The organism is Thiomonas sp. X19 (genome assembly GCF_900089495.1).
GTDB lineage: Bacteria > Pseudomonadota > Gammaproteobacteria > Burkholderiales > Burkholderiaceae_C > Thiomonas_A.
This window is the reverse complement of sequence record NZ_LT605203.1, coordinates 4,410,205-4,433,554: the sequence shown is the minus strand read 5'-3', so window position 1 is coordinate 4,433,554 and position 23,350 is coordinate 4,410,205. Positions and strand designations below refer to the sequence as shown.

The 23,350-nt window shown below is 62.4% G+C and carries 20 protein-coding genes and 3 pseudogenes; 11 read left to right on the top strand and 12 right to left on the bottom strand.

What is annotated here, in order from left to right; genetic code table 11:
* Positions 1-84: 84 nt before the first annotated feature.
* Genes THIX_RS21725 through THIX_RS21715 form a run of 3 tightly spaced genes read left to right on the top strand, consistent with a single transcriptional unit; the run spans position 85 to position 4,452 of the window.
* A complete protein-coding gene (locus tag THIX_RS21725) occupies positions 85-1,440 on the top strand; it encodes an IS1182-like element ISThsp16 family transposase (RefSeq protein WP_112484377.1) in 1,356 nt (451 codons plus the stop codon).
* A gap of 52 nt (positions 1,441-1,492) precedes the next feature.
* Complete coding sequence (locus THIX_RS21720; RefSeq protein WP_112487865.1) at positions 1,493-3,763, top strand: molybdopterin-dependent oxidoreductase; 2,271 nt, start codon at positions 1,493-1,495, stop codon at positions 3,761-3,763.
* Entirely contained in the window at positions 3,760-4,452 is a 693-nt protein-coding gene (locus THIX_RS21715; protein WP_112487864.1) for a hypothetical protein, read from the top strand. Before THIX_RS21720 ends, THIX_RS21715 begins: the two co-directional genes overlap by 4 nt.
* Positions 4,453-4,590: 138 nt before the next feature.
* Here the strand turns inward: THIX_RS21715 and THIX_RS24685 are convergent, their stop codons facing one another.
* The 5 genes and pseudogenes from THIX_RS24685 to THIX_RS21695 form a co-directional block, all read right to left on the bottom strand.
* Entirely contained in the window at positions 4,591-4,719 is a 129-nt protein-coding gene (locus tag THIX_RS24685) for a hypothetical protein (protein WP_256359997.1), read from the bottom strand.
* A gap of 249 nt (positions 4,720-4,968) precedes the next feature.
* Positions 4,969-5,700, bottom strand: a complete 732-nt coding sequence (locus tag THIX_RS21710; RefSeq protein ID WP_112487863.1) for a lipopolysaccharide assembly protein LapB — start codon at positions 5,698-5,700, stop codon at positions 4,969-4,971.
* A 58-nt stretch (positions 5,701-5,758) separates the two neighbouring features.
* A pseudogene (locus THIX_RS21705) lies at positions 5,759-6,100 on the bottom strand (ATP-binding protein); the annotation flags it as partial.
* A 193-nt stretch (positions 6,101-6,293) separates the two neighbouring features.
* The gene (locus THIX_RS21700) at positions 6,294-6,731 is read right to left on the bottom strand and encodes a hypothetical protein (RefSeq protein WP_112487862.1); all 438 of its coding nucleotides are present in this window, start codon (positions 6,729-6,731) and stop codon (positions 6,294-6,296) included.
* A gap of 10 nt (positions 6,732-6,741) precedes the next feature.
* Complete coding sequence (locus THIX_RS21695; RefSeq protein WP_112487861.1) at positions 6,742-10,113, bottom strand: EAL domain-containing protein; 3,372 nt, start codon at positions 10,111-10,113, stop codon at positions 6,742-6,744.
* Between the two features lie 344 nt (positions 10,114-10,457).
* Between THIX_RS21695 and THIX_RS21690 the strand changes: the two are divergent.
* Both THIX_RS21690 and THIX_RS21685 read left to right on the top strand, forming a co-directional pair.
* Positions 10,458-10,874, top strand: a pseudogene (locus THIX_RS21690) (recombinase family protein); the annotation flags it as partial.
* A 112-nt stretch (positions 10,875-10,986) separates the two neighbouring features.
* A complete protein-coding gene (locus THIX_RS21685) occupies positions 10,987-14,151 on the top strand; it encodes an EAL domain-containing protein (protein WP_112487859.1) in 3,165 nt (1,054 codons plus the stop codon).
* A gap of 375 nt (positions 14,152-14,526) precedes the next feature.
* Here THIX_RS21685 and THIX_RS21680 read toward each other — a convergent pair whose 3' ends face one another.
* Together THIX_RS21680 and THIX_RS21675 are read right to left on the bottom strand one after the other, a co-directional pair.
* Positions 14,527-14,901: a LuxR C-terminal-related transcriptional regulator gene (locus tag THIX_RS21680; RefSeq protein ID WP_146748656.1), complete on the bottom strand. Its 375-nt coding sequence runs from the start codon at positions 14,899-14,901 to the stop codon at positions 14,527-14,529.
* The gene (locus THIX_RS21675; RefSeq protein WP_158540978.1) at positions 14,892-15,704 is read right to left on the bottom strand and encodes a hypothetical protein; all 813 of its coding nucleotides are present in this window, start codon (positions 15,702-15,704) and stop codon (positions 14,892-14,894) included. The genes THIX_RS21680 and THIX_RS21675 overlap by 10 nt, the downstream gene beginning before the upstream one ends.
* A gap of 99 nt (positions 15,705-15,803) precedes the next feature.
* Between THIX_RS21675 and THIX_RS21670 the strand changes: the two are divergent.
* Positions 15,804-16,809: pseudogene (locus THIX_RS21670) on the top strand (IS3 family transposase).
* 23 nt (positions 16,810-16,832) lie between these two features.
* Here the strand turns inward: THIX_RS21670 and THIX_RS21665 are convergent.
* Complete coding sequence (locus THIX_RS21665) at positions 16,833-17,153, bottom strand: hypothetical protein (protein WP_146748654.1); 321 nt, start codon at positions 17,151-17,153, stop codon at positions 16,833-16,835.
* A gap of 104 nt (positions 17,154-17,257) precedes the next feature.
* On the opposite strand from THIX_RS21665, the gene THIX_RS21660 reads away from it, so the two are divergent.
* Genes THIX_RS21660 through THIX_RS21640 form a run of 5 tightly spaced genes read left to right on the top strand, consistent with a single transcriptional unit; the run spans position 17,258 to position 18,957 of the window.
* On the top strand, positions 17,258-17,512 hold the full coding sequence (locus THIX_RS21660; RefSeq protein WP_112488547.1) for a type II toxin-antitoxin system HicA family toxin: 255 nt from the start codon (positions 17,258-17,260) through the stop codon (positions 17,510-17,512).
* A complete protein-coding gene (locus THIX_RS21655; RefSeq protein ID WP_112487855.1) occupies positions 17,509-17,847 on the top strand; it encodes a type II toxin-antitoxin system HicB family antitoxin in 339 nt (112 codons plus the stop codon). Before THIX_RS21660 ends, THIX_RS21655 begins: the two co-directional genes overlap by 4 nt.
* Positions 17,848-17,896: 49 nt before the next feature.
* Entirely contained in the window at positions 17,897-18,295 is a 399-nt protein-coding gene (locus THIX_RS21650) for a type II toxin-antitoxin system RelE/ParE family toxin (RefSeq protein WP_112487854.1), read from the top strand.
* Entirely contained in the window at positions 18,267-18,590 is a 324-nt protein-coding gene (locus tag THIX_RS21645) for a DNA-binding transcriptional regulator (RefSeq protein WP_112487853.1), read from the top strand. The genes THIX_RS21650 and THIX_RS21645 overlap by 29 nt, the downstream gene beginning before the upstream one ends.
* A gap of 34 nt (positions 18,591-18,624) precedes the next feature.
* Positions 18,625-18,957 carry a hypothetical protein gene (locus tag THIX_RS21640; RefSeq protein ID WP_112487852.1) on the top strand — a complete coding sequence of 111 codons (333 nt, stop codon included), beginning with the start codon at positions 18,625-18,627 and terminating at the stop codon, positions 18,955-18,957.
* A 2-nt stretch (positions 18,958-18,959) separates the two neighbouring features.
* Here THIX_RS21640 and THIX_RS21635 read toward each other — a convergent pair whose 3' ends face one another.
* The 4 genes from THIX_RS21635 to THIX_RS21620 form a co-directional block, all read right to left on the bottom strand.
* A complete protein-coding gene (locus tag THIX_RS21635; protein WP_112487851.1) occupies positions 18,960-19,574 on the bottom strand; it encodes a hypothetical protein in 615 nt (204 codons plus the stop codon).
* Positions 19,574-20,353, bottom strand: a complete 780-nt coding sequence (locus THIX_RS21630; RefSeq protein WP_112487850.1) for a hypothetical protein — start codon at positions 20,351-20,353, stop codon at positions 19,574-19,576. Before THIX_RS21630 ends, THIX_RS21635 begins: the two co-directional genes overlap by 1 nt.
* Before the next feature lie 71 nt (positions 20,354-20,424).
* A complete protein-coding gene (locus tag THIX_RS23245) occupies positions 20,425-21,120 on the bottom strand; it encodes a hypothetical protein (RefSeq protein ID WP_146748652.1) in 696 nt (231 codons plus the stop codon).
* A 790-nt stretch (positions 21,121-21,910) separates the two neighbouring features.
* Complete coding sequence (locus THIX_RS21620) at positions 21,911-23,266, bottom strand: IS1182-like element ISThsp16 family transposase (RefSeq protein ID WP_112484377.1); 1,356 nt, start codon at positions 23,264-23,266, stop codon at positions 21,911-21,913.
* Positions 23,267-23,350 lie beyond the last annotated feature (84 nt).

The following is a 23,350-nucleotide window of genomic DNA, read 5'->3' as shown; positions in this document are numbered from 1 at the left end:
CTAGGAGACTGTCGGACTTTGCGGTCTTCCGGATGAAGACGCTATCCGAGACAATTGCTGCTGCACAACCGAGAGCCCGAGCCGATGAGCCGCTTCGTCCCTGTTGACCGAGACACCGCATATCTGTTGCCACCGTCGGTGGACGAATGGCTGCCCACTGATCACTTGGCGCGCTTCGTGGTCGAAGTCATCGAGCAGCTTGATCTGGGCGATCTGGCCCGACAGTACGCAGGCCGGGGCTCGGCGGCGCACCATCCGGCGGTGCTGCTGGGCCTGCTGATCTACGGCTACGCCAACGGCGTGCACTCCAGCCGCAAGATCGAGCGGGCGACCTACGACTCGGTGGCGTTCCGCTTTGTTGCGGCCAATACCCACCCCGATCACGACACGCTGGCGACGTTCCGCCGCCGCTTCTTGAAGGAGGTGGAGGCACTGTTCGTGCAGGTGCTGGTTCTGGCGCGCGAGATGAAGCTGCTCAAGCTCGGACACATCGCGCTGGATGGCACCAAGATCGACGCCAACGCCAGCAAGCACAAGGCCTTGTCGTGGGCTCATGCCAACAAGATCGAGGCGCAGCTGCGCCAGGAAGTACAAACGCTGCTGGCGCTGGCAGAGAACAGCGACCGCGCGACGGTACCCGACGGCATGGATGTGCCGGCGGAGATCGCCCTGCGTGCAGATCGCTTGAGCGCAATCGCGCAGGCCAAGGCCAAGATCGAGCAGCGCGCCAGCGAACGCCATCAGGTCGAGCAGCAGGAGTACGAGGCCAAGACCGCCAAGCGCCAAGCCCAGCGCGAGGCGGGCAAGAAGCCGCGCGGCAAGGACCCTGAGCCGCCAGAGGCCGGCCCCCGGAGCAGCGATCAGGTCAACCTCACGGATGAAGAGTCGCGCATCATGCCCGTGTCGGGTGGGGGCTTCGAGCAAAGCTACAACGCACAAGCCGGCGTGGACATCGCGACGATGATGGTGATCACCCAGCATGTGAGCCAGGCATCCAACGACAAGCGCGAAGTTGTGCCTACGCTGCAGCAGATCCAAGCGTTACCCGCGGTGCTGGGCGAGGTGCACACGCTCATCACGGACAACGGCTTCTTCAGCCAAGCCAACGTGATCGCGTGCAACGACGCGGGTATCGAGCCGCTGCTGGCGCTCAAGCGGGAGTCGCATCACACGCCGGTGATGGGGCGCTTTGCACCCGATGTGCCCGAGCCCCAGACGACGGATCCGCTCGTGCAGATGGCACACCGCCTGGGCACGCAAGCAGGCCGAGCCCTGTACGGCCTGCGCAAGCAGACAGTGGAGCCGGTGTTCGGCATCATCAAGCAAGTGATGGGTTGGCGCCAGATGAGCATGCGCGGGCTGGCCAAGGCACAAGGCGAATGGAGCTTGGTGACCATGGCTTGGAACATCAAGCGCATGCACGTCCTGCGAGCCGCGTGAGGGCAATAGTGCGCCCCGACCACGCCAAAACCGAGTCCCCAGGCCGCCCCATGTGCCCTCACAGTGTCTCGCCAACCATCGAGAGCGTTCGATCAGCGCGCCGCTGTCAAAAAAAACGCGTCGCACTGATCAATCGGATTCGCTCGGGTTCAAGTCCGACAGCCTCCTAGAGCGCGGTTTTCGTGCTGGCGGCGCGGGCCGCGGCCGGGAAGAATTTGTACGGGTTAGTTGGGACGATGCCGTCTCGCTAGTTGCCACCGAACTCACGCGCGCGCGTAATTCGTATGGGGCGGCAAGCATTTTCCCAGGGACAGCCGATTGGCAGTCAGTCGGACTTTTACACAATGCATCGGGTCTTGTCCGTCGTTTCCTTGGTCTCCAAGGAGGGTACACCGACTGCACCGGCGATCCCAGCGTAGCTGCCGCTATGGTTATCCTCCCCTATGTCGTTGGAAGCAGCGAGGTTTATGATGAGCAGACGGCATGGCCTGTTATTGAGGCCAATACTACCTTGCTTGTTTTGTTGGGCGCGGATCTACTGAAAAACAACCAGATCGGCACCCACCCGGCCGATCATTATGCGTATGGCGCTCTCAGTAAGTTCAAAAACAAGGTTCAATCCGGCCATGCTAAGGCCGTGAGCATTGACCCACGAACAACGGATACTGCAACATTTCTTGGTGCGCGCTCCATACACCCTCGCCCCAACACCGATACGGCTCTAATGCTCGGGCTAGCTTACGTCCTTTACCACGAGGGCCTTTACGACTCCCAGTTCGTCGCACGCTATACGGTTGGCTTCGATAAGTTCCTGCCTTACCTGAATGGTGTGACGGATGGTACGCCCAAGACACCGAGTTGGGCTGCGTCGATCACTGGCGTCGACATGAAAGCAATCATCGAACTTGCGCATGACATGGCCAAGCACCGTACGATGATTATTTCCGGCTATGCGATCCAACGTGCCGACCATGGTGAGCAAGCCTATTGGATGCTTATCACTCTCTCCGCGATGCTAGGGCAAATTGGGACGCCCGGTGGCGGGTACGGGCTTAGCTATCATTATGACAATGGCGGCGACCTCGTCGCTCACGCACCGACCCTGAGCGGCATCCCGGGCATTGAGAATCCCGTTAAAACGGCTTTGCCTTTTGAGCGATTTACCGACATGCTACTCAACCCTGGTACGCATGTCCCTTATAACGGCAAAACGTTGGTCTACCCTGACATCCGTCTCATCTATTACGCAGGCGGCAATCCATTGACACACCTTTGGCAGACCAACAAGGTCTTGGAAGCGTGGCGCCGTCCCGAGACCATCATCGTGCAAGATCCATTTTGGACTGCCACGGCAAAGTATGCCGACATCGTTCTGCCTGTAACGACAACCTTTGAGCGTAACGATATCGATTTTTGCGGAGCCTATTCCTCGCAATATTTCGTCGCAATGAAAAAGGTTATTGACCCATTATTTGAAGCTCGAAGCGACTTCGAAATCTTATCAGCGGTCGCCGGGCGCCTCGGTTTGAGCAGGCAGTTCACGGATGGAAAAGATGAAACGGCCTGGCTTCGGTCATTCTATGACGGCGCGCGCCAACAGGGAAGCTCCCAGGGCATCAAAATGCCGACCTTTGACGAGTTCTGGAACGTCGGTTTTTGTGAATTTCAAATCCCGACCGCTTCGCGTAGCTTCGTCAAGCATAAGGCATTTCGAGACAACCCGGCGCTGCATCCGCTTGGGACCCCTTCCGGCAAGATTGAGATTTATTCTGCGGCAATTGCGAGCTACAACTACGCCGATTGCCCCCCACACCCCACTTGGCTAGAGCCTGTTGAATGGCTCGGCGATAAAAAGGCGCAGCGCTTTCCTTTCCACCTTCTTTCTCCGCATCCCCGCTACCGCCTCCATTCGCAACTTGACAACACTTGGATTCGCGCATGGTATGAAGTTAATGAGCGCGAGCCTGCATGGATAAATCCAGCCGACGCGCAGGCACGTGGAATTGCTAACGGGGACATCATTCGCATATTCAATGAGCGAGGTGAGATTTTGGCGGGCGCAATGGTTACCGATCGCATCATGCAAGGTGTTCTTGCTTTACATGAGGGGGCTTGGTATGATCCCGCCAATCCTGCCAAAGATAACACGATGTGCAAACACGGGCTGGCAAATGTTTTGACGATGGATAAGGGCGCTTCAAAACTTTCTCAAGGAAATATTGCGAATACAACCTTGGTAGACGTCGAGAAATTTGCTGGAAATCCCCCGCCAATTACGGCTTTTACAAATCCGCGCGTTCTCCGCCGCAGCTTAAAGCAATGAAGCGCAAAATTATAAAATCGCTTTCTATGGCTGGCATGTTTTTGGCATGCCATGCGGTTGTTTTTGGTCAGACATCAAGTGATTCAGGTTCACCACCAAGAGTGTACACAAAGGGTATCGCTCAATTATTCGGCTGTGACTCACACAACGATATTCTTGGATTAATTACGCCAGGGACAGCGCTTGCCGTCGGCCAAGCTGATGCTGGCAACCCTGAAAGTGACGTCGTTCGGATAAGCGGGTGGACAATGGAGGGAGCCAGCAGCGTCATTTATGAGGCGCCTGATCTACGCATTAAACTTGCGACCCTTTCTAGAGTTCCTGGAAGTTGCTTAACTATTGATGGCAGCCAAACCGACCCCTATGGAAATAAGTGGCAACGTGTGACAATTTCCGGACGCGTCGAGAAGGGAGGTGTCGTTGCTGACGTTAGAACTGTATGGCGTCAAGCGAGCAAGCTTTATGCCGCTAAGTGTAGCCGTTGCCACGGCTTGCACCATCCGTCGCAATTTACGGCAAATCAATGGCCGGGGATACTTCAAACGATGGCAAAAAACGCTGGACTGCAGGAAGAACAAAAGGCGCTGATTGAAAAATATCTTCAAACACACGCGCGCTATGAAATAAGCGACGACGCGCGAGTTCAGGCGCAAAAACAAATCAAAGCCGCCAGTTGCGTGAGCGGTTGAGTCAGGAATTACCGGCACGAGAGATCAGTGACTTTGGGGCACGCTGAACTATTCGATGTTTGACCAAGGATTGGTAAGCCCGAGATGATCGACGCCGATACTCAGTGGTTTCTCCCCCAATCCGGCCATTTGCCATGCTCAACGAGGCGGTTTCGGCGCCCCCCCTTGATCCTCACCGATGCTGATTGATGCCCCTTGCAGCCCATTTTGGGCATGAATCGCCAGCAGTTTCTTGCGTACCAGCACGCGGTTGGCCAAGGCCAGCATCGTGGTCAGGTGCGCGGCATTTCATCGACGATCTGCTCGCCCGCGCCGACAATCCCAAGGCGCTCAAGGCCTGGATGCGTTGGCAGGAGCAGTGGGCGGAGCAGGAGATGGAGCTTGACGCCGTGGCGGCTCTGGAAGCATTCGAGCGCATGGTGATGGCGGAGTTGCGGCCGCGGAAACGGCGCTCACGCTGAAACCTCGATCCACCTGCCTGCGTTGCGTATCGCACGATGGGGTGCACGCAGCGGGTCAGGCGTCCGAGCAGGAATCGTCGCGCCCCGCGTCGACGGGATCATCGCTCCCGGCGTTGGCGCCGGTCATCCCGAAATGTTGATCGCTGGGGATCGGATCGACAGGTGGGACGTCCACCGCGGACGTTGATCTCGCAACGTTCTGCCCGGGATCCAACGGTTTATCGATGCTGGCCTCCGCCGTGACCAGCCCCGCGCCGGCAACCAGCTCCGATCCCGATGCGCCGAGCAGGCCCGAGCCAGCCGCAGGTGACGCGGTCGGTCCTGCCAGCGGAGAACCCCTTGCATCTGGCGGTGACGTCCCGGGCGGCATGCCTTCGGTCGGCAGGGCCATTGGACGTGACCGCGCCCGAAACATCCCTGCGACGAGATAGACAAAGATCAGCACGAAAGCCATCGCCCCGATGATGAAACCGGGACTCATCGAGCGGGCGGCTCCCCCTTGCGTGTGATCCTGCACTTGGCGGCTGAAGGCCGCCAGCATGTCCGGGGGCACGAAGCCCATCGCGGGGGCCAAAGTCTCTGCGCGGCTGAGTTCCGCTTGCGCCAGCGGCCACTTGCCTTCGTCGGCCAGCAGCCGAGCGTCCCCATAATGCGCCTCGGCCGAATCCGGATGCGCAGCCAGCACCTGGGCGATCTCGCGATCGGCTTGCGCGTAGTGGCCGGCGTCGATGGCGGTCTGGATGTCGTGGGGAATCGGCTGCGCCGCAAGAGCCGATGCCGCGAACAAGGCTGCGAAGGGGATGGCAAACCAAGATCGAAGTAGGTGTCGCATCGTCAACCGAATCTCAAAGGGGGCGATCGATGCCATCGAAAGGCGATCGGCAGTTCTCTGCGCACTGTAGCGAATGCGCGCCGCGAACGCTCACCCTGCCTTGCCTGCGGACCCGACCCGTTCGATTGAGGCGATAGCTCTTGCCCTCGAACTCCAGCATGGCGGCGCGGTGCATGAGGCGGTCGAGGATGGGGGTGGCCATGGTGGCGTCGCCGAGATACTGGCCCCAGTCCTGCACGACCCGGTTGGAGATGGCGATCAGGCTGCGGCGGTGCTTGTAGCGCTGCTGCACGACGGTCTGCCGCAACCCGGCGCCGACATCCGAGATGCGGCGTGCCAGGAACAGATTGCAGAGAGTCTTTTGCCTGGGTCTTCCTGTGGCCGAACAGATTCTTGAGCACATGACACGCATGCTCCACCCGAACCCGCGCACGCTTTTGCTCCAGCGCCTGGGTGATGGCCTTGGGCTGGCCTTCGAAGCCTCCACTTGGCACCTCGATGCCGCATCGGGTCGGGGCGTCCATTTCTTGGCCTTGGGCGGCGAGCGCTCATAGACGTTGCGCATCGGCTTGGATGCCCCCGCGGGACATGATCTTGAGATAGGCGATCCAGATCCTGCTGTCGGCATCCTGGGGTCGTGTTCCCAGGCGGCAGCGCAGCACATCGTAGAGGCGCTCGCTCTCCCCGGGCATCCCCAGATGGCGCCTCACAAAGCACGACTGATGCTCCTCCAGGGGCATTGAGGCCAGCAAGGTGATCGCGCCCTGGCCATCGTCGTTGACGATCAGGGCCCCCTGCCCATCCTTCAACGGCCCCGCCACATGTCCGGCCCCGCGCAGTTGCACCCGCTCCGGCTTGAACTGCCCCCGGTTCTCCAGCCGCAGGTCCTCGATTTGGGCGAACAGCTCCTGCACCCGCGGATCGTTGGGGTCGTAGTCGAACTGCTGGGACGTGGGGTCCCAGGACTTTCCGGAAGGAAAAACCATGATGGCCTCCTTAATCTGTCGGTGCTCCCATGGACCCGTTGCTCAGCGCCATCAGCGCGGCGACCACCCGCTGCGCCCACTGCCGGTACTGGGCACTCTCGGGCCCGTGCTCGACAGCGGCTTGATGCATCTGCCGGTGGGCGCTATCCAGAGCGGATCCGCCGAGTCCTTGCGACACGATGAAACTGCCCAGCGCACAAGTGCCCTCGTCATGCATCGCGCGCGCCCCCGCGTACCGCACCCCATGCTCCCAACTCCAGTGCCCGGCCAAGGCGCCCAAGGCCGTCTGCGGATGCTGCGGATCCAGTCGGAGCTCAAAACCCTGCATCCATCCCGGCACCTCGGCCGCCGGCATCGGACGCGCCAGCGCATAGCCCTGGCCGGCGGTGGCGCCCAGAATGGCCGCGGTCTCGACCAGCGCCGGGCTTTCCAGCCCCTCCACGATCACACGCAAGTCCAGGCTCTGCGCCAGACGCACCAGCGAGCCGATGAAGCCAATGACCCGCAAGGGATCCCGCGGAGCCTCGCGCACCAGCCCCTGATCGATCTTCACCGCGGAGAAGGGCAGCGTGCGCAGGCGCAGCAGACTGCTGTAGCCCGCGCCGAGATCATCCATGAGCAGATGCACGCCGAAGGTGGAAAACGCCGCCATGGCGGCATCCCGCCTGGAGACGTCATACAGTTCTTCGGCTTCCAACAGCTCCAGACGCAGGCGGGACGGCGCCAGCCCATGCTCCTGCAAGGCCTGTTGCACCCAGGTGGAGCACTCGGGATGGATCAGCACGGCTGGGGGCAGGTTCAGGCTCACGACAAGCTTCAGCCCCTGCGCGTCCCAAGCTTGAAGCTGGGTCAGGGCCTGGTGCAATCCATCCCGAAAGAGGCGCACAAGCTCGGTTTCGCCGAATCCGGGCAGGAACTCCGCGGGACTGGCCAGCGTGCCGTCCTCCAGCCGCAGACGCGCCAGGGCCTCGACCAGATCGGGTTTGCCGGAGCGCAAATCCACCACCGGCTGGTAGTGCAGCTCCAGAGCCCCGCGATACAGGCGATCCCGCAGCGCATGCCGGCGTTCGGCGGAGATCGGCGCGAATTGCTGTTCCCGCGAGGTCTCATGTTGCCGCTCGCTCACCAGCAGGCCCAGAGCCGCCAGAAACGTTCGCGCCGAGGGGGTCTCGAACACGCCGGGGTAGCGGCCAAACAGGATCAGCACGGCGAACACATGGCCCTGCGCATCCTTCAGCGGGACTGCCGCGCTGCTGCGGATGCCGGCGGCCTGGGCGGCGTCGTGCAGATCGGCCATGTCGGGGTTGCCGGCATAGCTGGTCGTCGTCTCGATCTTTTCGCTGCGCCAGGCACGCAAGTAGGCAAGCTGTTGCGCGTGCGTGCCCGGATCGGTCACCCGCGGCATCAACTGGCGCTGGTCGATGGCCCGCAAATAGGGCTCGAACCCCCCGGCGGTGTATTCGAAGACGAACTGCCCACCGCTATCGGGCCGGGCAACACCGGCGCCTTGCATCCCCTCCAGGGCCACGAGTTGATCGACCACGATGCGCAGGAAGTCAGGCCAGTTGGACGCCGCGGTTTTCTGGGCATGCAGGGACAGCAGCAGATGCTCGCGCCTTTGCGTGACGTCCATCTCGCCCTTGATCTGTTCTTCCATCTCGGTGAGCAGTCGGCGCGACAGCAGATTCACCAAATGGTTGCGTTCGAAGGGCCTTAGATTCAGTTTGCCGATCTCTTGCTTCAAGGTGTCGAGATAGAGGTGCATGGCCTCGATGAGGGCGCCCTGGTCCAGCCCGATCAGGGCATGGATGCGCCCCAGGCGGTGCGCGCTCAGTCGATGCGCCGCTTCGGTCAGATCGGGGGCCAGAATGTGGCCCAGATGTTGGTGTTGGCGCTCGCGCAGATGGGTGAATTCATCGGGGCTCAAGCGCTGCAGGATGACTTGCGCTTCGGCTTGCAGCGCCAGGGTGGCGTAAAAGGTCGTGACGAACGCGGATGTGGCGCTCAGCAGCGGTTCCCGCGCACGGGTCAACAGCGCCGATGCCCCCTGTCCGTAAACGGGCACGACCAGCGCATCGTCCTCGCTGGGTTGGTTCGGGGCGGGCAGGGCGCGCCACTGCATCCAGCCTTGCTGACGGGTGGCTTTGCGCTCCTTGACGGCATAGAGCGCCTCATCGGCGTGACGCAGCAGGATTTCCGGCTCGGCATCGTCTTCGGGGTAAAGCGTCACTCCCAGGCTCAGGCCGATGCGGGCCTCGTGCCCGCCCGGCAGGACATAGGGCGCGGTGATGGCCGATTCCAGACGCGCCAGGACCGAGGGCAGATCACCGGCTCCTGGCATTTGTTCGAGGATGACGACGAATTCATCGCCGCCCAGACGCGCCACCAGATCGTTTTCGCGCAAAGCTGCCTGGAGTCTGCGACCGAGTTCGCGCAGCAGCGCATCGCCCGCCGCATGGCCCCAGGTGTCATTGATGGGCTTGAAGTCATCCAGGTCGAGCATGCCGATCATCACGCGCCCGCCGTGACGACGGGCGCGGGCCAGCGTGCGGGAGAGGTGTTCCAGCAGCCCCCGGCGGTTGGGCAGGCCGGTGAGGGCATCATGGTCGGCCAGGAAGTCCTTTTCGATGGCGATGCCCCGGAGCTTGTCGATGAGTTGGCCAATTTGACGAAAGATGCCGTTGAGGTCGGAAAACCACAAATCGATGGGTTGAAATCGGAGTAATCTCAAATCCGATATTTGATGGATTTGGTCCATGCTGCGCTTGAGCATGCCCATGGATCGGTCGATGCGCCAGTCCACGAAGACCGTCAACAGGAAGGCGCCCAGGATCGGAAAGGGGAAGACCCACAGCATGGCATCGAAAAAATCACGCCGTGCGGCCTGGATGGACGGGGCCAGATTCTGGCGGATGTCGATGACGCCGAGCACGCTGCCCACCTGGGCGTTGGTATGACAGCGCAGACATTGTGTTTCTGCACGCAGCGGAAAGACATAGCGCGTGCTGTTTCCGCTGACATCCTGCTCCGGCCGGCCGGTCTGGAACACCCGTGCGACCGCGGCATCCACGGGGGCTTGCGGGATGGGGCCGAAGCGCGCGGAGACGATGCTGCCGCGGAAGATCTGCTGGGTGAAATCGGAATGCTTCATGGCCCCGTCGCTGGCGTGAAGGAATGCTTCAGCCTGGGCGTGCGTCCATCCGGTGCTCATCAACTGGAACATCGAGTTGAAGGTGGACTGGGCCATGACGCGCGACGTGCGGAGGGAGTTTCCTTGAATGGCGCGGGTGAAGGCATGCGAAACGATGAAATAGGCGCTGCCGAAAAACAGGGCCGAAACCAAGACGGAGCCTGTCATGATGAAGATTCTGATGGTTTTCATGCGGGCCTCGACGCAACATCACAATGGCTACAAAACCTCAGCGGGTGCGCTTCAAACCGCTGGGGGCACTCCACGCTTGAAGCATAGATGCTCTGTCTGCGCTGACCCTCGCCACGGTCGCATGCATTGGGCTGCGCCGTGAACTACTTCACATAAAGCCCGGCCACAATCCGCTGTTATCGAAAAGCCGCAACCCCACCCATCGGCCCGACCATGAATCAAGGGCTTGCGGTTCTCGAAACTTATTCTTGATGGCTTCTTCTCGATTGCCTAGCATGTGGGCGGGTTCCGAGAAGGAGAGTCCCCATGTCCAACCCCCATCATGTCGTCATCAGCATGGAGCACCAGGCTTGGCTAGCGCTCTGGATGCCCTGCGCGAGGGCGACACCCTGGTGGTGTGGACGCTCGATCGTCTGGGGCGCACCGTCAAGGGCCTGGTGGAACTGGTGGAATCGCTCCAGTCCAAAGGCATCCAGTTCAGGAGCCTGACGGATGCCATCGACACCTCCGGCCCCTCGGGACGGTTCTTCTTCCACGTCATGGCCGGCCTGGCGCAGATGGAGCGTGGGCTCATTGCCGAGAGAACCCGCGCCGGCCTGGCTGCTGCGCGCCGGCAGGGCAGCGTGGGTGGCCGGCAGCGCAAGATGACGGCCCCCAAAATCGAAGCCGCCAGGATGCTCCTGGCCCAGGGCACGCCGGCGAAGGACGTGGCCCAGACCCTCGGTGTGTCCATCCCCACGCTGTATCGCTGGGTGCCGGCGAGGCTCGCCACGGCGCCAAGCCCGCAAGACGGGGACGGCCCGAACACGGCTGGACCCAGGACCCCGCGAACGACTTCCTAAACCCCAGAACCTCCAGACACCGCCTGCACGCATGCCCACGCTCCAGGACAGTCGCCTGCGGACCCAGACCTTGTTGGTGTTCACCACCGTCATGGTGGCGCTCATCGCCGGCACATCCTGGTATCTGATGGCGGCGTGGAACGCTCAGAAGCACAACACCGCCCAACAACTCACCGATACCACCCAACTCACCCGGGTGGCGGTGCGCAATCATCTCGTCAGGTATGCCCAGGCGCTGGATTTCCTGGGTGAGCAGATCCAGACCGCCGACCCCACCCACGACCCCGCCGCCGCGCGCGCCATGCTGCTGAATGTCCAGCATGCCCTGCATGGGCTCGACGCGCTGAACCTCGTCGCTGCCGATGGTCGCCTTCTCGCCAGCACCGCCTTGCCCGCACAAGGGCCCGACGCCGACCTGAACGCCAAGCCGCAACTGCGCGCCTTCCTGGCCGATCTGCGCGCCCATCCCGGTCAGATGCGCCTGTGGCATCCCATCCTCAGCCCACTGACCCAGACCCTGGTGGTGCACATCGGCCGTGCCGTGACAGGCCCGCAAGGCGTGCGCTTCTATCTCGTCGGGGGCCTGAGCGTCGCCACCGAGAACGCGCTGTATCGCTCCTTGCTGCCCTATCGCGGCTGGTCCCAGGATCTGCAGCTCGGGGTGCAGGACGAGCACGGCTATTGGTACGGCCGCTGGCCGCTGCCCTCCAAGGGCGACCTCAACGCCTTCTTCACGACACCCCACAGCGGCGCGATTCACCAGGCGATCGCGGCGCATCCGGCAAGCCTGCGCGGCGTCATCGCAGGAGCGCTGAACGCCGACGCCTCCGGCCAACCCTATGTCGGCGCATTCCGGCGGCTGGAAGGCTTCCCGCTGGTGGCGTTCGCCGTGCTGCCCCGCGCCGAGCTGCGGGCCGCCTGGTGGAGCCAGGTCCGCATGCCGTTGGCGGCGACTGCAGCCGTGGCCGTGGCCTTGACCTCCTTGCTGTTCTGGTCACTCGCGATCCAACGTCGGTGGGTCCGCGAAGCGCAGACGCTGCTGCGTCAGGCCGAGCAGGCCGCCACCGAGCGTGGACAAGCTGCCGAGCAGTTCATCCGCATCCTCAACGATCTGCCCAGCGGCGTCCTCGTGTTCGCCAGTGACGGCCGGGTGCAGTACTGCAGCGGCGGCTTTGCCCGCATGCTGGGAATCGCCGCCCATCCGCGCGAACTCATCGGCCGAACCTGGCGCGCGATCTGGGACCTGGTCGAGCCCCTGCATGTGGGCGGCCGCGACGCGCTGGCGCAGGTCAAAGTGTTGTTCCATGAGCACCAATCGGCCATCGACGAGGTGTGGCTCACCGACGGCCGCGTGATGCTGCGGCACTACCACCCGTTGCTGGACAAGCAGGGGCATTCCATCGGTGCGATGTGGACCATTCAGGAGGTCACCGAACAAAAGCGTCAGGAAGACCAGATCCGCCAGTTGGCCGCGCGCGATCCGCTGACCGGGTTGCCCAACCGCCGCACCTTCGAGGCGCTGCTGGAGGCAACCTTGCACAGCAACCGGTCCGGCCTGGCCTTGGGCATTGCCGACCTGGATGATTTCAAGACCATCAACGACCGCCTCGGGCATGCAGCGGGTGACATCCTGCTGCGCGAGGTCAGTACTCGTCTCGCGCGCGTGTTGCGCCGCTCCAATCCATCGTTCCAGCAACGCGGCGTGGATTTCCTGGCGCGCATCGGCGGCGACGAGTTTGCCATGCTGCTGCACCACGACCAGGATCCCGCGCGCCTGCAACGCGTGGCCGGCCGGATCATGACGGCGATGCGCGAACCGTTTGACCTGGATGGCCAGCTTCTTTCGGTCCGCCTGTCGCTGGGACTTGCGGTGCGCACCGCGACGGAGGACGCCCAGACCCTGATGCGCCAGGCGGATATGGCGCTGTACGCAGCCAAGGCGGCCGGGCGCAATCAGGCCCGGGTGTTCAGCGCCGAGATGCAAGCGGCGATGGATCGCCGTGAGGCCTGGGTCGCGGCGATCGAGCAGGCGCTGCAGGAACGCCGGCTGGAGCTGTTCGTTCAGCCCATCCTCCATGTGCGTGCAGACAGCCCGGGCCATTCCTGCATCGTCACCCAGGCCGAGGCTCTCTTGCGCCTGCGTGACGCCCAGGGTCAAGTGCATGCGGCGGCGGCCTTCGAGTTCGTCCTGGATGACGCGCGCATCACCGCGCGCGTCGGCCGCTGGGTGCTGGATGAAGCCGCCGGCTGGTTGGCGCGCTGGAACGCCGGCGGCCAAACGCTCAGTCTGGCTGTCAACATCAGCCCCCGCCATTTCTTGAGCGCGCCATTTCTGGACGATGTGCGCAAGGTGTTGCAGAGCCACCCCGACTTGCCCGAACAATCCCTGGTGCTCGAGCTGACCGAGCGCGGCACCATGCTGGGCAGCGACACGGTGCGCGCGCGAATCGAAGCCTGCCGGCTACTGGGCGTACAGGTCAGCCTGGACGACTTCGGTACCGGCAACGCCAGCCTCACCCACTTGCAGGATCTGGCCGTCTCCACCATCAAGATTGACCGCCGCTTCATCCGCGACATCTTGCAAGACGCCAAAGACCTGAGCATCACTTACGGGATGGTGCACACCGCCCAGATGTTGGGTGTTCGCGTGGTCGCGGAGGGTGTGGAAACGCCCGAGCAAGCCCAGGTGCTGGTGGCCATGGGCTGCGTGCACTTGCAAGGCTATGTCGTGGCGCAGCCGATGCCCGCGGCTGAACTGACTGGATGGCTGCGTCAGTGGCCCCAGCTTCTTCCCTGGGCCGCAGACCTCGGCCGGCCCAATGCTCTGGGGCCAGACGGCATCGAGGCCATCGTGTCGTTGGGCACCAACCTGCGCCTACTGCTCACCGGCAGCCTGGACGCCGTGGCCCGCGAGCAACTTCTGGCGCCCGATGCGCACCTGCGCTGCGGTCTCGGTCAGTGGTGCCTGCGGCACGATGGGCGCTTCGGCCACAGTCCCGGTTTTCTGCGACTGACGCAACAGCATCTGGAGTTGCACGCGCGCACCCGGCAATGGATCGAGCATGTCAACGAACGCGTGGCGCTCGAACCCCAGTTGCAGGCCCTGAGCGAGGCGGTGCGCCAGTCGTTCTGGGAGCTGGCGCTGCGCACGCAGGCTTCGGCCGTTTTCGTATTTCAATCCGGGGAGGAGGCATGAGGAGGCATTTTTTCAACGCCTCGCAGGTGCGCCTTCGCTGGATCGCATCGGCAGCCTCACTGCTTGCATCCTTCCACGCTCGGACGAACGCCGATCAACGACGGCGGATTGCGATACGGGAGAGGGATGGCCTCCATCGCCGGCGATGGGGCAAACATGCGCGTTGATCGTCGACGCGGACTGCGCGCAGCACTGCTCGAGACTGTTGTTTTTTGCAGTTCGTGTGTGCGCCAATAGACTCCACCAGACGAATCTTTCACGACCGTTTTTGAGCGCCCCCAGGGTCGGCTCGCCGACCCGCCCCCGTGGGGGTCAAGGAAATTTGGGGCGGCCCTGCGTTTCCTTGAGAGACATTTAAGAACGGGCCTCTTGGGTTCAGCGCGTCGCGTTCGATCCATCGCTCCCAATGGATTCGTTGAAGATTCCCCAAATGCGATCCGTCGGGTTTTGCGTTGCTGCTCGAATCAAATCCACCTGTCTGTGACAACCTGTTTTTTGAAGCAGTCGCTTGAGGTGCAGCCGCGCCGTTCCATAGGTGATGCTGGCGACGTTTGCATACTCTGCAAGTTTCTGACCATTCAGCAAGGCGACGAGCAATCGCATCTCTGCCGGAGTCAACCGAAACGTCTCCCGCATCCTTTGTTCAGGAACCTTGGCCTGTGCATGCGGATCCGCAAAAAGGATGACGGCTGCTGGCTGCATCAGACCGAACCCCAGCGATGCTGCGCGCACAGGGGCAATCAAAAGCACCAGAGAGCCATGACTGCCTTCGAGTTTGATCGCACCTCCAGAACCACCCACCAGCCCCCACTGGTTCGCACAGCCGTCATGATCAAGCGCTCCAGGCTGGGACCATTTCGGACTTGCGCCGCACAGAGGCGACCTTCCCGAACAGCCAGATAGTGCTCTTGTCGCAACACGTTTTCGGCAACGCTGCTGGCGAAGAGCAAGCGGGAATCTGCCCCCACCAAGGCCAGGCCGATGGACAGCGAACTCCACAAGCCCATAGCCAGATGCGTCCGGGCGGCCGCCATCCCTAATCGTTCTTGGAGCTGGAACAGCCGCTGCAGGTGCGGCAGCAGTCCCATCATCAAGCGGCGGTCGGATTCGTTGAAGGGGCGTGCGCCCCTCGGACGATGAATGCCGATGGTGCCAACGCGTTCATGGGTGATCAGGCAGTGTGCCCCGATCATCTCGAACATCCCGGTGAGCTTGCAGAAATCCGACCATTCGGACCGCATCAGATCCTGGGTACGCAAAAGTTCCTCGCTGAGAACGACCGCCGGAAAGCCCTTCTTCCATCCTCGCTCGTACCACGCATTATGTGCGTGGTAATACTCCGCATAGGCGGTGCGTGCCTTGAGGTCGAAGTTCGCTGTTCCGATGGGCAGGCCCGCATTCTGCGGCATGGACGCTGCGCCTTGGGTTGATCTGTAACCCACCCGAAGAATGCAACTCTCACTGCCAAAGTGCCGCGCCATGGCAAGCGGCAGCCCATGCATGACCACCGGGTCCGCGGCTGCCTCGTAAATCAGCCCCACAAGATCAAGCAACCGCCCATTGTGTTGGCTTCTTGCTCGGGTTGACCTGCCCCGGGATTTTCGGACCATTTAAAACTTGAGATGATGGCTCCCGCCGACAAGGAGGGAGTGGTGAGGAAGAGCCGGTTCAGCGAAGAGAAGATGGTGTCGATCCTGCGGGAGGCCGACCGTGAGCCCGTGGGCGAGGTGGCCAAGCGGCACGGAGTCAGCGAGCAGACGATCTACAACTGGCGGCGGTATTTCGGGTCGATGGACACGGCCGACGTGAAAAAGCTGCGTGAGCTCGAACAGGAGAACGCGCGGCTGAAGAGGATGGTGGCCGACCGCGACCTTGAGATCGACGTGATGAAGGAGATCGCCGCAAAAAAATGGTGAGCGCGCAGGCGCGTCGCGAGCAGGTCCGGTTCGCCATTGGGCGTGGCCTGTCGCAGCGAAGGGCTTGCGCGCTGCTGTCGGTGGCGAGGTCTGCTTTGAACTACACGTCGAAGATGCTCGAGAAGGATGTTCCGGCGCTGGGCGCGATGAGCGTGCTGTCGGCGCAGTACCCACGCTTCGGGTCTCGTCGTGTGCACGTGTTTATGGAGCGCCAGGGCTTCGAGATGGGCCATGGTCGGGCGTGGCGGCTGTGGACCAAGGGCAATCTGCAGGTGCCGCGCAAGCGGCCCAGGAAGCGCGTCGCCGGCAGCAGGCCGCGGCCGTGCACCCCGAAGGGGCCAGGCCAGGCCAGGTCTGGGCTTACGATTTCGTGCACGACGCGTGCGCCAACGGCGCAGAAGCTCAAGTGCTTCACCGTGATCGACGAGTTCACCAAGGTGAGCCTGACGATCGACGTGGCCGGCTCCATCAAATCCGGCCGCGTGGTCGAGGTGTTGTCCCAGCTCGTCAGCGTGCACGGCGCACCGCGGTACGTTCGCTCCGACAATGGCCCCGATTCCGGGACGAATGCCTGAGCCTGGAATGGTTCAGGAATCGCACCGAGGCGAAGGTCGTCATCGAGCAATGGCGGCGGCATTACAACGAGGTCCGGCCGCACAGCAGTCTCGGCTACCGGACCCCGAACGAGTTCGTGCAGCAAGGGTGTTCAACTGTGAAACAGGGGGCCGTCGTCCAGGAATGACTGGTCCGATGAACCGTGGCAGGTCACATCCACAGACCAACGCCGACGATCCAGCCCGAACCAAAGAAGCTCTGCACTTCGGACGGCAGCGCCGCGCCGCCGACGCCAAAGTAGGCCAGCGCAGCCAGGAAGCGCCAGCGGGGATTGTCCGCCAGCATGACGCCGACAATCAGCAGCGGCGCCGCCACGACGCCGTAAGGCTTGTCCGAGAGTGTCCAGGCCAACCCCGCCAGCGCGGGCAGCAGGACGGCCAGCAGGCGGCGCAGCGCCACCAACAGCCGCAAGGACAAGGTTGGGGCAAGAAAGGATGAGGATGTTGATGTGGGTTGCGTTGTGGACTGCACGGCGATCTCCGATGTGGCGTGGACACATGGATATGCCGCGCGGCAGCAAAGCGATTGATAGCAAAAATTTTTGAATGCGCAATCAAATGTGCTATCATGACCTCATGAACAGCAAGCAACGCAAAACGCTGGATGCGATCTTCACCAACCCGGTCCATGGCAACCTGGAGTGGGCGCGCATCGAGGCCTTGCTGGTGGCTGTTGGATGTCGCGTGATCGAGGGCCATGGTTCGTCCGTGGCCTTTGAGAAAGACGGACAGCGCGCCTACTTCCATCGGCCGCACCCGCAGAAGGAAGCCTTGAAATACCGCGTCAGAATGGCGCGCGAGTACCTGGAAAAGATAGGAGTGACCCCATGAACAACGTGATGACCTACAAGGGCTATGCCGCCAGCATGACCTACGACCCGGACGACAAAATCCTGGTGGGCCGCGTGCTGGACGTGACCGACATCATCGGCTTTCACGGCGAATCCGTGGCCGAATTCGAGGCTGCATTCCACGCATCCATTGACGACTACATCGAGGTCTGCGCGAAGCTGAAGCAGTCACCCGAAAAACCGGCGTCCGGCAAATTGATGCTGCGGATCGATCCCAGCATTCATGCCGCGGCAGCCAAAGCAGCCGCGCGCGAAGGCCAGAGCATGAACAAGTGGGTGGCGAAAGTTCTCTCAGATGCCACCACCCATCGCTAACGGCGAAAGAAAAGAATGCAAAAACTAGCACCCAGTGCTAGACTTAATCATGCCCAGAACGAAACCATCGCCGACTCACCGCGTCTTCAAAACCGCATGGTTCGCCAAGGCGGCGAGCAAGGGGCGCATCACCGATGCCCAGCTCTGTGCCGCGATCAAGCAGGCCATGCTCGGTCAGGCGGACGACCTCGGCGGTGGCGTGTTCAAGAAACGACTGAATGACAACCGGCATCGCTCCATCATCCTGGCCAAGGGCGGGCGGCTCTGGGTGTACGCCTACCTGTTCGCCAAGAAAGACCGGAGCAATATCGAGGATGACGAGTTGGCGGGCTTCAGGAAGCTGGCCACCGCGTACAGCCGCAAGACCGATGCTGAAATCCAGATCGCAATCCACAACGGGGATCTCCAGGAGATTTGCCATGACGACCAAACCGACCTTCAAGAGTGACGCCTTCGAGGCCATCCACAGCGCGGCCCAGGGCCTCTACCGCGCGGGGACCATCGACAAGGCGACGATGCGTGAATTCGATGCATCCTGCCTGACGCCAGCGGCTGCGCTCAAACCCACGCAGATCAAAAAGATTCGTCTGAGCAATCACGTCAGCCAGCCTGTCTTTGCCCGCTACCTCAATACCAGTCCATCCACGGTGCAGAAGTGGGAGACCGGGGCCAAGCAGCCCAGCGGCATGGCCCTCAAGCTGCTGAACGTGGTCAAGAAGCATGGCTTGGACGTGCTGGCGTAATTGCGCGTGCCTGACCAATCCTTGGAAAACAATCATGTGGCCAACTCTCAAGCGCACCTGGCACGACGCCAGACTGGCGCTGCACATCGCCATCCTGCTGTCGCCCTTCGCGCTGGCCGCCTGGGTGTTCCATGCCGCCGTCAGCAACAAGCTGGGTGTGGCGCTGGGCGTGTTCGGCGCAGCGGCCGTGCTGCTCGTGTTCCGCCGCTGGTGGCGGCAGTGGGCTGTCCTGATCGCCGCGTTGTGGCGGCTCGGTGGTCGGCTGGCCCCTGATCTGGTGGCGTTTGCCAGCATCAAGCTGCAACGGGCGCAGCGCCAGGTGCAAGGCGACTGGCGGGACTTGCGGCGCTGGCGCAGGGTGCGCTGAGATCAGCGCCGCCGGTCAGGAGCGACTTCCCCCCGCAGACTGCGAATCTGGCTCTGCATCTGCGCGATCACCGGCTGATCCCGCCATTCCACTTGCTTGCCACCCCACCAGTAAGCCGCAATCGCGATCAGCAAGGCCGCACCAACTCCAGCGGCGACCTGCCAGGAGAACAGCGTGTCAGACACCGCGCCGCGCAGCACGGCATGGGCGGCGTCGGCATCAAGCTTGACCACCCGGTTTTGCAACTCGGTTTCAATGGCCGCGCAGAGATCCGGCACGGCCGCCCTGGCCACCGCCCGGGCGATCTTCGCCGGGTCGATCTCCGGGGCTGGAACCTCGATCTCGCTGGCATCGATGTGCCTGGCCACCGCCTTGCCCAGCCGGTCGGCATCCACGCCGCCTGTGCTCACGTTCTGGATGGCCCGCAACAGGGCTTCCTGGTCGATGCGGGCCTGTTCGCGGCGGTTGGTGAACAGATAGGACGGCAGAAAGTTCAGCAACGTGGAGTCATTCTCGCCAATCTGCCCGGCCTGCATGATCTGCGCGATCTCAGCCGCCTGCTGGTCGCTCAGTCCATCGGGGACGAGCGCCCCGATCAAATCCTTGTACAGGCTCATCAGGCTTCTCCGTTGTAGTGCAGCGAGGGGATCGTTTCGGCGATCTTGAGAATCGACGTTCCCATGCCCGTGAACGCGCGCACATTCATGATGTCGCCCGGCCCGACCCGCAGGCCTTGCCAGGTGGTGCCGCCCTTGGCGACCTTGAACAGCGGCGTGCGCCCGATGCGCTGCACCGTCAGGTCGGAGAGTTCAGGAATGGCGACCTCTTTCCAGCCGCCATCCAGGAGATCGCGGCGCACCTGCGAAGTGTTCCACATCACGAAGCGATCCTTGTCTCCAAAGAACTGATTGAGCACCACCAGGCCGTGCTCATAAGTTTTCGGAAACTCTTTCCAGCGGCGCTCAAGCTGCGAGATCGAATCCTCGGTGCGACCCATCACCCAAACCGGCACGGCGCGCAGGTACTCCAGCACGCCGATGGCCGAGCGGTCGGCTGAGAGCAATGAACGCTCGCCGATGCCGGCCGGTAGGTTGATGACCACGCGAACCTCACCAAGCGCCGATGCGGCAACGGCACCCTCAAGGTCGTTCGCCAGTTCACCCCACAGGCGCGGCGCCGAGAGATCAACCAGCATGGAGCCGAATTGGTCGCAGGTCTCATAGCCGCCTTCGCCGCAGAAGTCGGGGTTGGTCTTGTCGGCATCCGCCACCATGAGTTGGCACTTGGGCAAGTCAAGCTCCTCGCCCCGCAGGTAGGTTTCAGCGAGCAGGCGCGACACCATGGTCTTGCCGACCCCGCCCTTGTCGCCATCGACGACGAATGTTTTGAGTGACATCGTGGTTCTCCATCAGGTTCATGACCGGAACGACCGGCCCTGAGGGGATATGCACAGGGGCCGCAAACCGGTCACAAGCCCTCGGCCCGACGCAGGCCGCGCCGCTGTTCCTCGGGCGAGGGGAAATTGCCGCGCACGATGCCTGCGGGGATGAGATTGAGTTTTCCTGTGACGGGGTCGATGGTTGTCTTCGGCGGTTGGTACTGATCGGTCTGCGGGTGATGAAACCAGTCCGGCGGAATAGGCTTGCCACTTGTCTTGTCAACATGTCCAGGCCCAACCGGACCGACCGAGCCAGGCGGCGGCACAACACCGGGCATCGGCGTCCATGGCGCAGCCCCATCGTTCTTTGCCCCTGCTGTTGGGGTGACAGGTGGGGCAGTCGGGGCTGGAGTGGCTGTGGGCCGTAGAGGCGGCGGTGACACCACGGCTGGAGTGGACGTAGGAGGAGAACTTTGCTTGGCTGGTTTCTCGGCCTTGACCGGTCGTCCCCGCGTCATGGGTGGCATTCCAAGTTCGGCCCGAATGATGCCCAGGTGCCGGACAAGATGGCCTTTTGTGACCACATAACCTTCGCTACGCAAAACAGCGGCGATGTCGACCAGCGCCATGCCGGATGCCAGATGCTTTTCGATCACCGGGCGCAAGACGCGCACGAGCGAAGCGGGCGACAGCCCGGCCGGGTTCTCCATGCTGCGCGTCAATGCGGCATCCACGTGCTGGCGGATGCGCTCGGCAGGGTCTTCGACGGGATTGATCTCGTCCATGTCTACAGGCTCGATGGAAGCCCGCCAACGCGATGTGGCGGCACCTACGACACGTATTGCGAGTGGGCGCAAACGGTGATCTGACAGGTGCATCGACAGGCATGACGACAGGAGACGCGACAGGATTCAAAAATGCGCTGACAGGATTCGAAATCGCTCTGACAGGCACATCGACAGGCAGCACGACAGGCGTGCTGACAGGTGCATCTTTATTGAGATAACCGTCAAGAAAGAAGTGCAGGGTAGGGGGCCGTGGCCACAAGCCTCGAAACCGCCTGCGCTTCGCTTGTCGTTTTCTGCGTTTATGTCCCCGTCCCCACCTGCTCAGGCTGCGCCCGAGACCCGAAAGGCGACGTTCTCGGGCTGCGCCCTTGAACGCAGGAAGCCCATCACAGGCACGAAAGACCCGAACACCGCTTGACGGTTTGCGGACAGTCTCCATGTACCGATGTCAGGCGCAACGGTGCGCTGACGAACTGGAGTTACCAAAATGAGCAAAGAGACCATCACCCCATCAACCCTGTCCGCCATGCACGCTGCCGCCCGTGCGCAGGCGTTCGCCGATTGGCTGGACTGGAATGGATTGGCAACGCCTGCATAGCGGTCAACGGCTCAGCTCTCTAGGAGGCTGTCGGACTTGAACCCGAGCGAATCCGATTGATCAGTGCGACGCGTTTTTTTTGACAGCGGCGCGCTGATCGAACGCTCTCGATGGTTGGCGAGACACTGTGAGGGCACATGGGGCGGCCTGGGGACTCGGTTTTGGCGTGGTCGGGGCGCACTATTGCCCTCACGCGGCTCGCAGGACGTGCATGCGCTTGATGTTCCAAGCCATGGTCACCAAGCTCCATTCGCCTTGTGCCTTGGCCAGCCCGCGCATGCTCATCTGGCGCCAACCCATCACTTGCTTGATGATGCCGAACACCGGCTCCACTGTCTGCTTGCGCAGGCCGTACAGGGCTCGGCCTGCTTGCGTGCCCAGGCGGTGTGCCATCTGCACGAGCGGATCCGTCGTCTGGGGCTCGGGCACATCGGGTGCAAAGCGCCCCATCACCGGCGTGTGATGCGACTCCCGCTTGAGCGCCAGCAGCGGCTCGATACCCGCGTCGTTGCACGCGATCACGTTGGCTTGGCTGAAGAAGCCGTTGTCCGTGATGAGCGTGTGCACCTCGCCCAGCACCGCGGGTAACGCTTGGATCTGCTGCAGCGTAGGCACAACTTCGCGCTTGTCGTTGGATGCCTGGCTCACATGCTGGGTGATCACCATCATCGTCGCGATGTCCACGCCGGCTTGTGCGTTGTAGCTTTGCTCGAAGCCCCCACCCGACACGGGCATGATGCGCGACTCTTCATCCGTGAGGTTGACCTGATCGCTGCTCCGGGGGCCGGCCTCTGGCGGCTCAGGGTCCTTGCCGCGCGGCTTCTTGCCCGCCTCGCGCTGGGCTTGGCGCTTGGCGGTCTTGGCCTCGTACTCCTGCTGCTCGACCTGATGGCGTTCGCTGGCGCGCTGCTCGATCTTGGCCTTGGCCTGCGCGATTGCGCTCAAGCGATCTGCACGCAGGGCGATCTCCGCCGGCACATCCATGCCGTCGGGTACCGTCGCGCGGTCGCTGTTCTCTGCCAGCGCCAGCAGCGTTTGTACTTCCTGGCGCAGCTGCGCCTCGATCTTGTTGGCATGAGCCCACGACAAGGCCTTGTGCTTGCTGGCGTTGGCGTCGATCTTGGTGCCATCCAGCGCGATGTGTCCGAGCTTGAGCAGCTTCATCTCGCGCGCCAGAACCAGCACCTGCACGAACAGTGCCTCCACCTCCTTCAAGAAGCGGCGGCGGAACGTCGCCAGCGTGTCGTGATCGGGGTGGGTATTGGCCGCAACAAAGCGGAACGCCACCGAGTCGTAGGTCGCCCGCTCGATCTTGCGGCTGGAGTGCACGCCGTTGGCGTAGCCGTAGATCAGCAGGCCCAGCAGCACCGCCGGATGGTGCGCCGCCGAGCCCCGGCCTGCGTACTGTCGGGCCAGATCGCCCAGATCAAGCTGCTCGATGACTTCGACCACGAAGCGCGCCAAGTGATCAGTGGGCAGCCATTCGTCCACCGACGGTGGCAACAGATATGCGGTGTCTCGGTCAACAGGGACGAAGCGGCTCATCGGCTCGGGCTCTCGGTTGTGCAGCAGCAATTGTCTCGGATAGCGTCTTCATCCGGAAGACCGCAAAGTCCGACAGTCTCCTAG